This window comes from Streptomyces sulphureus DSM 40104 (assembly GCF_000381025.1).
Lineage (GTDB): Bacteria > Actinomycetota > Actinomycetes > Streptomycetales > Streptomycetaceae > Streptomyces > Streptomyces sulphureus.
This window is the reverse complement of the sequence record NZ_KB905818.1, coordinates 374,605-387,079: the sequence shown is the minus strand read 5'-3', so window position 1 is coordinate 387,079 and position 12,475 is coordinate 374,605. Positions and strand designations below refer to the sequence as shown.

General features: G+C 75.3%; 11 protein-coding genes. 6 read left to right on the top strand and 5 right to left on the bottom strand.

Annotated elements, in window-relative coordinates; genetic code table 11:
- The gene (locus tag F603_RS0118900) at positions 1–501 is read right to left on the bottom strand and encodes a (2Fe-2S)-binding protein (protein ID WP_026328538.1); all 501 of its coding nucleotides are present in this window, start codon (positions 499–501) and stop codon (positions 1–3) included.
- Complete coding sequence (locus F603_RS0118895; RefSeq protein WP_019547546.1) at positions 492–1,397, bottom strand: FAD binding domain-containing protein; 906 nt, start codon at positions 1,395–1,397, stop codon at positions 492–494. Before F603_RS0118895 ends, F603_RS0118900 begins: the two co-directional genes overlap by 10 nt.
- Before the next feature lie 327 nt (positions 1,398–1,724).
- Between F603_RS0118895 and F603_RS0118885 the strand changes: the two genes are divergently transcribed.
- Together F603_RS0118885 and F603_RS0118880 are read left to right on the top strand one after the other, a co-directional pair.
- Entirely contained in the window at positions 1,725–3,410 is a 1,686-nt protein-coding gene (locus tag F603_RS0118885; RefSeq protein ID WP_019547544.1) for a PucR family transcriptional regulator, read from the top strand.
- 186 nt (positions 3,411–3,596) lie between these two features.
- Positions 3,597–4,370: a hypothetical protein gene (locus F603_RS0118880; protein ID WP_078503698.1), complete on the top strand. Its 774-nt coding sequence runs from the start codon at positions 3,597–3,599 to the stop codon at positions 4,368–4,370.
- A gap of 73 nt (positions 4,371–4,443) precedes the next feature.
- Here the strand turns inward: F603_RS0118880 and F603_RS32390 are convergent, their stop codons facing one another.
- A complete protein-coding gene (locus F603_RS32390; RefSeq protein ID WP_019547542.1) occupies positions 4,444–5,196 on the bottom strand; it encodes a GntR family transcriptional regulator in 753 nt (250 codons plus the stop codon).
- A 222-nt stretch (positions 5,197–5,418) separates the two neighbouring features.
- Between F603_RS32390 and F603_RS0118870 the strand changes: the two genes are divergently transcribed.
- Both F603_RS0118870 and F603_RS0118865 read left to right on the top strand, forming a co-directional pair.
- Positions 5,419–6,270: a (2Fe-2S)-binding protein gene (locus F603_RS0118870; protein ID WP_019547541.1), complete on the top strand. Its 852-nt coding sequence runs from the start codon at positions 5,419–5,421 to the stop codon at positions 6,268–6,270.
- A gap of 184 nt (positions 6,271–6,454) precedes the next feature.
- A complete protein-coding gene (locus F603_RS0118865) occupies positions 6,455–7,684 on the top strand; it encodes a DUF2637 domain-containing protein (RefSeq protein WP_026328537.1) in 1,230 nt (409 codons plus the stop codon).
- 419 nt (positions 7,685–8,103) lie between these two features.
- Here the strand turns inward: F603_RS0118865 and F603_RS35130 are convergent, their stop codons facing one another.
- Both F603_RS35130 and F603_RS35125 read right to left on the bottom strand, forming a co-directional pair.
- Entirely contained in the window at positions 8,104–8,262 is a 159-nt protein-coding gene (locus F603_RS35130; protein WP_019547539.1) for a hypothetical protein, read from the bottom strand.
- Between the two features lie 338 nt (positions 8,263–8,600).
- A complete protein-coding gene (locus tag F603_RS35125) occupies positions 8,601–9,725 on the bottom strand; it encodes a protein phosphatase 2C domain-containing protein (protein WP_158678655.1) in 1,125 nt (374 codons plus the stop codon).
- Positions 9,726–11,092: 1,367 nt separating this feature from the next.
- Here F603_RS35125 and F603_RS0118845 point away from each other — a divergent pair.
- Positions 11,093–11,593: a DUF456 domain-containing protein gene (locus F603_RS0118845; RefSeq protein WP_037956322.1), complete on the top strand. Its 501-nt coding sequence runs from the start codon at positions 11,093–11,095 to the stop codon at positions 11,591–11,593.
- Positions 11,594–11,681: 88 nt separating this feature from the next.
- Positions 11,682–12,068, top strand: coding sequence for a PPOX class F420-dependent oxidoreductase (locus tag F603_RS0118840; protein WP_026328536.1), 387 nt, complete (start codon positions 11,682–11,684; stop codon positions 12,066–12,068).
- Positions 12,069–12,475: the final 407 nt, after the last annotated feature.

The following is a 12,475-nucleotide window of genomic DNA, read 5'->3' as shown; positions in this document are numbered from 1 at the left end:
TCACTCCTCCCCCGCGCCGCGGGCCGCGAGCCGCACCGCGTCGAGGATCTTCTCGTACCCGGTGCAGCGGCACAGGTTGCCGGCGAGCGCCTCGCGGATCTCCGCGTCCGACGGCAGCGGGTTGCGCTCCAGGAGCTCGTCGGCCGCGACGAGCAGCCCCGGCGTGCAGAACCCGCACTGGACCGCGCCCGCACGGTTGAACGCCTCCTGTACGGGCGAGAGTTGGTCCGGCTCCGGTTCGCCGGAGCGCTGCCGTGCGAAGTCGGCGAGGCCCTCGACGGTGAGCACCTCGCTCCCCTCCGCCTGCCCCGCCGCGACGAGGCAGGCGCAGACCGGCGTGCCGTCGAGCCGCACCGTGCAGGACCCGCACTCGCCCTGCTCGCAGGCGTTCTTCGAGCCGGGGAGCCCGAGCCGCTCGCGCAGCACGTACAGCAGCGACTCGCCCTCCCAGACGTCGTCGGCCTCGCACCGGCGGCCGTTGACCGTGAACGTCACACGCATGCCGCTCCCCCTTCGTCGTCGTTTCGCGCCGCACCCGGCCGGTACCCCGCCCAGGCCCACTCCCACGTCCGCTGCGCCATCACGCGCACCGCGTGCCTGCGGTAGGCGGCGCTGCCGCGCACGTCGTCGATCGGGTCGCACGCGGCCGCGCAGAGCGACGCGAACTCCTCGGCGACGAGCGGCGGTACGGGCTCCCCGCTCTCCCAGTACCCGCCCTCGTCGAGAACCCGGCCGAGGAACTCCTCGGCCTCCGGGGCACGTACGGGGGTGGGCGCGGCGGAGCCGATGCCGCTGCGCACGGTGCGGCTGCCCGGGTGGAGGGCGAGCGCGAAGGCGCAGACGGCGATCGTCATCGCGTTGCGCGTGCCCACCTTCGAGAACTGCTGCGGGCCCGCCGCCGGACGTACGCGCACGGCGCGGATCAACTCGTCCTCCGCGAGCGCGTTCCGCTTCACGCCCGTGTAGAACTCCTCTACGGGGATGTGCCGGGTCCCGCGCACCGACTCGGCCTCCACGGTGGCGCCGGCGGCGAGCAGCGCGGGGTGCGCGTCGCCCGCGGGCGAGGCCGAGCCGAGGTTGCCGCCGACGCTGCCGCGGTTGCGGATCTGCGGGGAGCCGACGGTGCGGGAGGCCATCGCTAGGCCCGGCAGCACGTCGGCGAGGTCCTCGACGATCCGGGTGTACGGCACCGCGGCGCCGAGCCGCACCGCCGACGGCGTGCGCTCCACGGCGTGCAGCTCGGAGATCGCGCTGAGGTCGAGCAGCGTACGGGGCCTGCGGCGGCCGAAGTTGAGCTCGACCATGATGTCGGTGCCGCCGGCGAGGGGGACGGCGTCGGGGTGCTCGGCCTTCGCGGCGAGCGCCTCCTCCCAGCCGGCTGGACGCAGGAACTCCACGGTTTCCCTTCCTGGTGCTCTCCGGTTTCTCGGCGCACGGCGTGCGGGTGCGGGCGCTCACACAGTACGTACCGGCGCGGTTGCGCCGTGTGCACGAGGATGGGTGCGCGCAGCCGCGGCAGCACGTCGCGCACCACCGTTCCGGACGTACCCAGTAGACCGGTCCGCGCGCGTGCGGGGCAGTCACCGAAGCGCCGAAGCGTTTGGCCTGGCAGCCGCGAGGTCTTGTAGATTCGAACGAAGGACGGGACGCCTCCGGTGCCCCGTCCCGGCCGCCGGCGCACGTGCGGCCGTCAGCAGCGACCAAGAACGGCAGGCAGAGATCCGATGCGGCTGCGCGCACTTCTGGCGACCGATTCGCTCGGTCTCCGCCTCCTCGGCGGAGAAGCCGAACTCGACCGCACCGTCACCGGCGTGATGACGACCGACCTGCGCGACCCCAGCCGCTACCTCTCCGGCGGCGAACTTGTCCTCACCGGGCTCGCCTGGCGCCGGTCGCCCGAGGACTCGGAGTCCTTCGTCCGCATCCTCGACGAAGCGGGGGTCGCGGGCCTCGCCGCCGGCGAGGCCGAACTCGGCGCCGTGCCCGACGACTTGGTCGTGGCGTGCGCCAAGCACCGGATGCCGCTCTTCGCCGTGACGGAGGCCGTCGCCTTCGCGACCATCACCGAGCACATCGTCCGGCAGGTCTCGACGGAGCGCGCGGGCGACCTCGCCGCCGTCGTCGACCGCCACCGCAAACTGATGTCGGCGGGACCCGCAGGGGGCGGACCCGACGCCGTACTCGACCTCCTCCACACCGACCTCGACCTCCCCGCCTGGGTCGTCTCCCCCACCGGCCGCCAGGTGGCGGGCCAGGACGGCGTCGACGAACTGCCCTCCCGACTGCGCACGGAGCTCGCCGCCGCGCACCTCGCCGCGCGCCGCGCCGGCCGGCAGGCGCCCGTGCGCACGCGGATCGAAGGCGTCCCGTACGCGCTCTTCCCCGTCGGCGGCACCGAGGCCGCACCCACCGGGCGGGACGCCCTCCTCTCCGACTGGTTCCTCGCCGCTGCGGCCGACACCTCCGAGTGGCCCGCCGAGCGGCTCGACCTCCTGCACGGCGTCACTCAACTCATCGCGGCCGAGCGCGACCGCAGGGACGCGGCGCGCACGGTGCGCAGGCGGCTCGCGAAGGAGGTGCTCGACCTCGTCGCGAGCGGGGCGCCGCCCGCCGAGGTCGCGGCCCGGCTGCGGGTCGCGGCACCGGTGCTGCTGCCGCGGTTGGGCACCGCGCCCTACTGGCAGGTGGTCGTCGCCGCACTGGAGTGGAACGACGACGGCAGCGACGCGGCATCGGCAGGCGGCCCGACGGCGCGGGCCCTGCTGGAGGAGGTCCTCGCGGACCCCGGCATCCCCGGCGCCGAGGCCGGCGTCGACCGGGTCGCAGTGACGCACGAGCGGGACGAGGCCCTCGCGCTCCTCCCCTTCCCCGCCTACCCCGACGAAGACCCCGAGCAGGGCGGGCACCCGCGGGCCGGGCTGCGCGCCGAGGAGTTGCAGCGCGCCGTGGGCGAGTCGCTCGCCTCCGGGCTGGGGGGCGAGGGGCGGCTGACGCTCGGCTTCAGCTCCCTGATCCGCTCGGCCGAGAGTCTCCGCGGCGCCGTCGAGGAGGCCCGCCACGCGCGGCGGGTCGCGCGGGCGCGCCCGGGGGCCGTATCGGCGGCAGGGCACGAGGAGTTGGCCTCGCACGTGCTCCTCCTCCCCTTCGTCCCCGACGACGTGCGCCGCGCCTTCACCTCACGCCTGCTCGACCCGCTCCGCGACTACGACCGCAGGCACCGCGCCGAACTCGTCGCCACGCTTGAGACGTTCCTCGACTCCGACGGCTCCTGGACGCGCTGCGCCAACCGCCTCCACCTGCACGTCAACACGCTGCGGTACCGGGTGGGACGGATCGAGCAACTCACCGGGCGCGACCTGGCACGCCTGGAGGACAAGCTCGACTTCTTCCTCGCGCTGCGCATGTCCTGACCACCCGCAGACCCAAATGATCATCAACGAGCCCCGTCCGTCTGCCGGTTGACAGAATCGATCAACGGGTAAAACTTTGTGAACTGATTCACAGTAGCCCCTTGGCGCTGCCCCGCCCCTCGTGCTGAGATCTGCAACACATCCGGCTCGAAGGCGCGCTTGGGAGGCACTGTGGCGGACACCGCCATGTCAGATTCGGTACGACCCGACGGCCCGGAAGACAGCGAGGACGATCCCCTCGCGCACGCCGTATGGCGGCTCCGCTCACGAGGATGCTGGGAGGACGCCGCCGCCCTCCTCGAAGAGACCGCGCACCACCGCGCCGCCCCCGCGCTGCACCGCGCCGCGCTCCTCGTCGAGCGGTGCATGTACACCTCGGGCGGCTGGACGGCCGCCGAGGAGGCGCTCCGCACCGCAGAGGCGCTCGCCTCGAGCGACGACGAGCGCGGCGCCGCGGCCTGCGAGCGGGGCCACCTCGCCTACGCCGCCACCGTGCTCGGCGTCCGCGACCGCACCGACGAGGCCCGCGCGGCCCTCGGCCGGGCCGCCGCGCTCATCGCCCCCTCGGCGCCCGCGCGCGCCCTCCTCGACCTCCGCCGCGGCCTCCTCGCCGAGAACCTCACCGACACCCCCGACTCCGCCCAAGCCGCCTACCTGCGCGCCCACTCCGCCGCGACCGCACGCGGCGACGTCCTCCTCTCCTCCTCCACCACGCGCCACCTCGCCGGGCTCGCGCTCCGCTCCGGCGAGACGGCCGAGGCCCGCCAGGGCTTCGCGGAGTCGCTGCGCCTGCGCGAGGAGGCGGGCTTCCTCGTCGGCATGGCTCCGGCGCTCGCCTCGCTCGCCGACGTCGAGCCGGAGTCCGAGGCGGAACGTCTCCGCACGGAGGCCCGCCGCCTCATCCGCCTCCTCGGCGGCGTCCCTGCATGGCTGGCGGCGAGATTGGAGGCGGAGGGGTGAACCCCGCTCCTGCAAGGAGGAGTTGAGAGCGCCCTCAGGTCACCGTGCGCGCGCTTGGCGGGAATGGGCACCCTTACTCCGCCTCACGCTCCAGGTGCACGGAGAGCAGCTCCCCCGCCCGCTCCGCCTCGCGGGCCTCCAACGCATCGAGGATCTCGCGGTGTTCGGACGCGGCCGCGACGAGCCGCGACACGGGCCGCAGCACGGGCGTCCCCGCGGCGGTCCAGGCGGCCCACTGGGCACGGCGGTGCACCTCCTCCGCGAGCCCGCCGAGGCTGCCGTTTCCGCCGGCGTCCACCAGCGCGCGGTGGAAGGCGCGGTCGGCTTCCGCGTAGGCGGTGCGGTCGCCCGCGGCCGCGGCCGCCATGGCCGCCTCCGCGAGGCGACGGGCGCGCTCCCAGTACCCGTCCGGCACCGCAGGCGCAGCGCGCAGCACCGCCGGGACCTCCAGAAGCGCGCGCACCTCGCGGAGTTCGGCCGCCTCCTGCGCGGTGTGCCGGCAGACGCGGAAGCCGCGGTTGGGCATCGTCTCCACCGCGCCCTCGGCCGCGAGCTGCTGCATCGCCTCGCGCACCGGAGTGGGCGAGACGCCGTACCTGGAGGCGAGCGCGGGCGCCGAGTAGACCTCGCCCGGGGCGAGTTCACCGGCGAGCAGGGCTCGGCGGAGAGCCGTGAGCACCTGGGCGCGGACCGAGTGGCGCTGCGGCGCGGCGGACTCGCCCCGCCCGCCCTCGGCGGCCGGCTCCCCGCGCCCGGGCACGCGCGGCAGCAGCCCGGGCGGTGAGGGACGCGGCGCGGCGCCGTCTTCCGTACGGATCTGCTCCATCTGTCCCTCCAGGTCTCGCCAGCACCCTAGAGGCGACCGGTTTGCGGGCACACCTCGCCCTCCGGCGGGCGGCGGTGCCACGGATGCAGTGCCTCGCGTTGCCGCCCGACCAACATCAGTTAAGGTAAGCCTTACCTGGCTCTGCGCGGTCGGCGGACCCTTCGGCGTCCGCGCCGCACGGCCCGGCGCCCGCAGCTCGTCCACGTCGAACCGGTGGTGCCCATGAGTACGTACGCGCCCCCAGCGCCCGTCGCCGCTCGCCTGACGCCCTGCACCGCCGCCTACACGAGGCTCACCGAGGTGCTCCCCGCCTTCCGTGTCACGGAGGTCGTCGCCGGTGCGCCGCTGCCCGACGGGCAGGGGTGGTTCAGCGGCGAGGACCTCGCCTCCGGCGGGGCCGCGCTCGACACCTACCTGGCACAGGAGGACGCCGCGGCCCTGCGCGACCACGGCCGGCAGGCGCGGCCCGACGTCGTCGCCACCTTCGGCCTCCACCGGTACGCGTGGCCCGCGTGCCTGCTGATCACCCTCCCCTGGTTCCTGCAGCGCCGAGTGCCGCGGCTCCCCGCGGGCGCCTTCGCCTACCACCGGCAGACGGCCCGACTCGCCGTTCGCGCAGGGGAGTTCACCTGCCTCCCCGACGACCCGGCCGCATCCTCGCCGTACGCCCGCACGGCAGGCGAGGAGGGGCTGCGCGCAGCGGTGCGCGAGGCCGTCGCCGAGCATCTCGGCCCGGTGCTCGACGCGTTCAGGCGGCGCGTGCGCCGGCGCGACCGGGCGCTCTGGGGGCTCGCGACCGACGAGATCGTCGAAGGGCTCACGTACCTGGGCGGACTCCTCGGCGAGGGGGAGCGCGCGCGGCGCGAGATCGCCGCGCTGCTCCCCGGGCGCACCACGCCCTTCGCGCAGGACGCCGGCTTCCGCACCCTCACAGGGCCGGCCGGCGAGGCGCTCCCCACCCGCACCCGCGCGAGCTGCTGCATGTACTACACCCTCGAGCCCGCCGACACCTGCGTCACCTGCCCCCGCACCTGTGACAGCGAACGGGTCGAACGGCTGGCATCGGTGGGTTAGTTCGTTCGACCCGATTCCCCCCTCCCCGTGACGGAGTCAGCCCTTTAGCTGTTTCTTGCGGTGAAAACGGCAGCGGCGCCCGGTAGTTCGGCCAGGATGCTCCGCGGAAGCCAAGCGAGGAAGAGCGCGCGCCGGCGCCCGGGACACACCGGCCGGGCGGCGCCGATGGGGCAAGGGGCACCCGATGAACATGACGGATATACCGCTGAACTGGGTGCTGGTGAGCGCCGTCCTGCTGGCCGGTGCCCTGGCCGCGGTCACGTTGCTGACCCACGGCCGCCGCACCGACGCCGGCGACGGGGCGCAGGACCAGGCGGACGTACTGGAGCAGCGGCGCCGGCGCAAGGAGACCCTGTACGCGACGGCCGCGTACCTCCTCCTCTTCTGCTGCGCCGCCGTCGCGGCCGCGCTCTCCTTCCACGGGCTCGTCGGCTTCGGGCGGCAGAACCTCAACCTCTCGGACGGCTGGGAGTACTTGGTGCCGTTCGGCCTCGACGGCGCCGCGATGTTCTCCGCAATGATCGCGGTGCGCGAGGCGAGCCACGGGGACGCTTCGCTGGGTTCGCGGCTGCTGGTGTGGACCTTCGCGGCAGCAGCCGCGTGGTTCAACTGGGTGCACGCGCCCCGGGGCGCCGACCACGCGGGGGCCCCGCAGTTCTTCGCCGGCATGTCGCTCTCGGCCGCGATCCTCTTCGACCGGGCCCTGAAGCAGACCCGCCGCGCCGCCCTCCGCGAACAGGGCCTCGTTCCCCGGCCGTTGCCGCAGATCCGGGTCGTGCGCTGGCTGCGCGCCCCGCGGGAGACCTTCGGCGCCTGGTCGCTGATGCTGCTGGAGGGCGTCCGGACGCTCGACGAGGCGGTCGACGAGGTGCGCGACGACCGGCGCCGGCAGGAGGACGACCGGCGCCGGCAGGAGGACGACCGGCAGCGCCGCAGGGAGCAGCAGCGATTGGAGCGGGCGAGGGTCAAGGCGCTCAACAGGCAGCACAGGCTGTGGAGTCGGGGCCGGGGCGGCGGCCGGCAGGTCGACGTCGAGCTGACGAAGGCGACGCCCGCGCCCGCGCTGGCCCCCGAGCCGATACGGGGCGGCGAGGCGCGCCCGGGGCAGCTCCCGGTGACCGAGGTCGCCGGCTCGGGCAGGCGTGGCGTGCTCGATGGGGGCGAGGACGCACCGCCGCGCGAGGTCGAGGTCGGGGCGTCCGAGTCGGGACGCGAGCGGCGCCGGCGCGAGCGTCGGGAGGCCGAGGCACGGACCGTCGGTGCGGGGCACGAGCCGCAGGGCCCGGAGGACGAGGGCGGGACGGACGAAGAACCCGCGGGCGCTGCGGGTTCGACCGCGAGCGGCAGCACCGCCGGGCCGCGGCTCGCCTCGCTGGAGGAGAAACTCGCCGAGATCGAGAGGCAGTTCGGCTGACGGAGGGGACGCGTCCTCGGGCGCGTCCCCCTGCTCCCCGGGTCGCGGACGGGGTTCGCGGGGCAGCGTCAACGCGATCGCCCGGCTTCCGGCGCCGCACACAGCCTGCGCGCAGGACTCCGGCGCTCACGCCGTCGCGGTCCGCGACGCAGACTGCGCGCCGTCGCGCCCCGTCCGGTGGCCACGCCCCTTCCCGGTCCGCGTGTGCGCACCTCGCCGAGCTCGACACCCGACGCCCGCACCCTCGCGGCCGCACTCCGCACCGACCCGCACACCGCGGCGAGGATGCTTGCGGCTCGCCGCTACCCGGGCGTCGCCTCGCCTCCTACCGCGCCGGGTTCGTCGGCCGCTCGGCCGCACGGCTCACCGCGCGCTTCGAACCGACCGGCGGAGCCGGCGTCCTCGGCCTCTCCGCGGGCTCACTGCGATACGCCGCCGACCGAGGGCCACGGCTCACCGTCCGCCACCTGCACGCCGACCCTTTCTTCTACCGCAGTGATCACCTCGTCCTCCTCGGGATGCGCGGCTACTGCGCGCTCGCCCGGCACGGCCGCCGACTGCGGATCGTCCGCCACCACCCGGCGCCAGGCGACTCCTCCGCCTTCGGCGTCGACTCGGCCGCGTCGTTCGGGGACGCCGCAGAGCAGGCGCTCTACGCACCGCGCCTGATGGACGGCTTCCGGTCGCCCGAACCCGTCCTCAACACCTCCGACACGAACGGCGGCTGGTCTCCCTCGACCGCTACGAGGCCATCGAGCAGCACCGCACGTCGCACCTTCCACGACTGGATGTGCCGCAGACGCTCTCCACCGAGCTGTCGGCCTCGGACCTCCGCGCCGGCGAGGTCCACGCAGACCTCGCCGGCCCTCCTACGAGGCCGACGCACCCTCCTTGGCGGTGGTCGCCTCGACGCGGCTCACGGGCCCTCCCAGACGGCCGCCGCGGTGCGGTCCTCGGGATACGTCTCGTCGAACTCGGCCGACTGGCCCAGGAGTTCCCCGACATCCAGATCGGCGAAGAAGCGCGGGAGCGACGGCGCGGGGGCGCCGGACTGCCACGCTGAGCGCAGGTGCGCAGCGAGCGGCCGGTCGTCGCGCAGGAGGCGGGCGAGCCCGGTGCTGCACAGGAGGAGTACGTCGTCCCGGCGCGCCTCGGTGGCCCGGAACCGGTACGGCTTGGCACGCATGTGCGGCGTCTCCGCCTGGACGCCGCCCACCGCGGCGGCGGCGCGCGCCGGGTCGGGGACGCCGCGGTCGGCCGCGCCCATCGGTGCGTCGCCCGGGAGGGTGTCGGCGTCCGAGATGCTCGGCGCAGTGCCCGCGGGGGGCACCTCCCAGGCGCGGCCCAGCGCGTGCCGGGGGTCGTCGTCCGACGTCCTGCCGTAGCCCGGACCCGCCGCGGAGAGGCGCGAGTCCGGGTCGTTGTACTCGGCGTCTTCGGCCTCCCGCGGGGCCGGGGGTTCGAGGTCCTGCCACTCGCCCTCCCTGAGGCGGAAGAGCCCGCCCTCGCCCACGCCGAAGAAGACCCGCAGCGCGCAGGCCGGGTCCTCGGGGACGAGGAGGCAGCGGAGTTCGGCGGTGTACGTGTCGGGCGCGAGCCCGAGCGCCGCCGCCTGCGCCCGCAACTTCCCGTAGCTGCGGTCGGCGAGGCGGCTGAGCCCCGACTTGAGCGCCCCGCGCCGGCCGGCCCTGATGTCCTCGCCGAGGCGCACGTGGCTGCGGCCCACGGACTGCGCGATCGAGTGGCACGCTTCGCGCGCCGCCCGGTGCGCACCGGGTATGCCGACGGGCCCCGCGGCGACGGCGACGAGGAGGAGCGACTCCGCTCCCGTACCGAAACGCACCGTCAACAGCGCCTCGCCGCGCGGCAGTCCGCGCGCCTCGGCGGCGGGGCCCCTGCGGGAGACGGCACGGACCGTGCAGGCGCCGTGGCGCGCTCCGTCGAGAACGGTGCCGGGGAGAACATCGGCGAGGGCCGACGGATCGGCCACCGGAAAGGCCGCTTCCTCGCGCGCCCCGTCGCTCTCCTCAAGCCCGGACACCGCCAGCTCCTCGGGTGCGGACGGCTCTTCGCCCGCAGCCCGCCCGACGGCGTCGGTCACCGTTCGGGCTGCCGCGCCGCCTTCCGCCCGGGGCGCGGTGCTTTGCTCGGTCGTCTCTCGACGCGGCGCCTCCGCGCCCGTCCGCGGCCCGACCGCGGTGCTCTCGGCAGGAGACGCCTTTCCGAGCGGAGCCGGTCCAGCACCAGGCTCGGCGGCCCCTGGAGAAGGCGACTGAACCGGCGACGGCGCGTCCGCGTCCGTCTGCTCGGTATCGGCGGACGGAAACGGCGGCGGCTCTCCCGCCGTGCCCGGCCCGGCACGTCCAACTCCGGGCGGCGAGGCCGGCGAAGGCACCTCTGCGCCCGTTGGTGCGGAGTCGACGGGCGGAAGCGACGACGGCTCTCCCGCCGCATCCGGCCCGGCACGCCCAACTGCGGGCGATGGACCCGGAGATGGGCCGTCCGCCCCTACTTCCGTCCCTTCGGAACCAACGGGCGCATCCGACGGAACCTCCTGCGCCGCACCCGCCCCGGCATCCCCAACTCCGGGCGCAGGAACGGACGATGCCCCTTCTCCACGGACGCCGGGCGCCGGCTCTCCCCCGTCGGTGGCCGCTCCTCCTCGCGCGGCCTCCTCGGGCCCCGCAGGCACCTCTTCGTCCGTGCCGAGCGCCGTGCCGGTGGCCTGGACCGGTGGTACCTCTGCGTCCGCACCGATCCCGGCGCCTCCGCGCGGCCCGGCCGGAGACCCCGTGCCGGTACCGCCGTCCTCGGACGCGTGGGGGCCGTCCGCACAGCTCGCCTCCACGGGGGGCTCGGCACCGTGTCGGACGGGCGGGGGCGCGGTGCTTGGGAAGGGGGCCGTTGCGCCGGGCGGGGTGTGGGGCGTGGGTCCGGGCTGTGGTTCGTCCGGGTCGGGCATACCGGCCTCGGCCGGTGGGTCGGGCCTCTTCCCCGTGCTCCGTCGCCGGTCGTCGGCGCCGGGTGGGGCCGCGAGCGGTGCCCTCGGGTCGGGGGTCGGCTCCCCGCCGGCGGCGCCGGCCTCCGTGGGCCCGCTCCCCTCGCGCGACGGCCCGCCCTGCTGCCGCGCGGGGCTGCCGCGCATGGTGCGGGTGACGGAGGCGAAGCGGTCGTCGAGGGTGTCCTCGGTACTGGAGCGACCGGTGTCCGGTGCGTCGGTCGCGTACAACTGGGCCCACCAGTCGTCCTGTTCGGGCCGACGCTGCCGCGGCTCCCCCTTCTCAGTCATCGGGCCATTGTCCCCCGCCCGGCGGCACCGCACGCCCGGTACCCCCGAGCCGTCCACGAGGTCACCCTCGGTGACCAGCGCGGCAGGCGCCGACGCCGCCCGTCCGGCAGGCTTGCCCCATGTGGACGGCAGGGACGTTGGGGGCGTGGCAGGCGCCGGTCGTCGGGCTGGTGCTGCTGCTCGGCGTCTGCGGGGCCGTCCTGCCGGGGGTGCCGGGGCCGATGGCGGTGTGGGCGGCCGTCTTCTGGTGGGCGACGGCCGAGCGCGATCCGGCCGCCTGGTGGCTACTGGGCGGCTCGACGGCACTGCTGCTCCTCAACGCCGCACTGCAACTGCTGCCGGGCGTGGCGCACCGTCGTCAACGGGTGGGAAGGCGCGCCCTGTTGAGCGCCGGAGCCGTCGGCGCGGTCGGGTTCTTCGCCGTGCCCGTACTGGGCGGCGTCCTCGGCTTCCTCCTCGGCGCCTACGCCTGGGAGCGGGCGCACCTGGGCAGCCGGGCCGCCGCCCTCGCCTCGACGCGCTCGCTGATGCGCGCCCGCGGCTGGGCCGTGCTCACCGAGCTGATGGCGTGCCTGCTGGTGGCCGGCGGTTGGCTGGTCTCCCTCGCGGCGACCCACTGAGGCCCTACGGCGGTCCTCGGTCCTGAGGCGGAGCCGGGTGCTCCCGCAGCCGGAAGCGGACTCGCTCCCCGTACGGCAGTCTGCTCCCATGACCTCTCGAACCGCCGCAGGCGACGCGGAGTTCACCGCCGCCGAGCGCGCCTACCTCCGGACCCAGCGGCTCGCCCGCCTCGCCACCGTCGACGCTGACGGGCGTCCCCAGAACAACCCCGTGGGCTTCTACCCGCGGGACGACGGCACGGTCGTGGTCGGCGGCTACAACCTCGCCACCACGCGCAAGTGGCGGAACCTGAAGCGCAACCCGTGGCTCGCGCTCGTCGTCGACGACCTCGCCAGCGTGCAGCCCTGGCATGTCAGGGGCGTCGAGATCCGCGGCGAGGCCGAGCTGCGGACGGGGTCGCACGACGTCAATCCGCAGATGAGCGACGAGCTGATCGTGGTCCATCCGCGGTGGATTCATAGCTGGGGGCTGTAGCCGGCGCGAACGGCGGTCGGCACGGCGGAGGTCGGGCACACCTCTGCCTCCAGCAAGCGGGGGGCAGCCGTCCGCCAGGCACGGTGCGCGGTGTGGTCTGCCGCATGGCCGCACCTCGGGGGCTGTCCGCTGCTCACGGTGGGCCGGTGGAAGGCCGCGTCCGCCCGAGAGGCTGCGACCGCTCGAGGTGACCGCCGGAAGTACGGGCTACCGGGGCGCGTCCGTGGACTCGGACAGCTCCTTCAGCGAGCGGCCCGGCGTGCGCGGTGGGGCGCTCGTGGACGACGGGACCGTTCATGCACGGGCCGCGTCGGGCCGGCGGAGCACGGCCGAGGGCGAGTCGCCGCCGTCCGCGCCGGTCGGCGTCGTCTGCGCGTCGATCAGCAAGCGGAGCAGGGGAATCGGGT

Bases quoted from the DNA above. Each gene is read 5' to 3' on its own strand.
- F603_RS0118880 (WP_078503698.1), top strand. From the start codon at position 3,597: ATGTCAGATTCGGTACGACCCGACGGCCCGGAAGACAGCGAGGACGAT.
- F603_RS0118885 (WP_019547544.1), top strand. From the start codon at position 1,725: ATGCGGCTGCGCGCACTTCTGGCGACCGATTCGCTCGGTCTCCGCCTC.
- F603_RS0118900 (WP_026328538.1), bottom strand. From the start codon at position 501: ATGCGTGTGACGTTCACGGTCAACGGCCGCCGGTGCGAGGCCGACGAC.
- F603_RS0118870 (WP_019547541.1), top strand. From the start codon at position 5,419: ATGAGTACGTACGCGCCCCCAGCGCCCGTCGCCGCTCGCCTGACGCCC.
- F603_RS0118845 (WP_037956322.1), top strand. From the start codon at position 11,093: ATGTGGACGGCAGGGACGTTGGGGGCGTGGCAGGCGCCGGTCGTCGGG.
- F603_RS32390 (WP_019547542.1), bottom strand. From the start codon at position 5,196: ATGGAGCAGATCCGTACGGAAGACGGCGCCGCGCCGCGTCCCTCACCG.
- F603_RS0118865 (WP_026328537.1), top strand. From the start codon at position 6,455: ATGAACATGACGGATATACCGCTGAACTGGGTGCTGGTGAGCGCCGTC.
- F603_RS0118840 (WP_026328536.1), top strand. From the start codon at position 11,682: ATGACCTCTCGAACCGCCGCAGGCGACGCGGAGTTCACCGCCGCCGAG.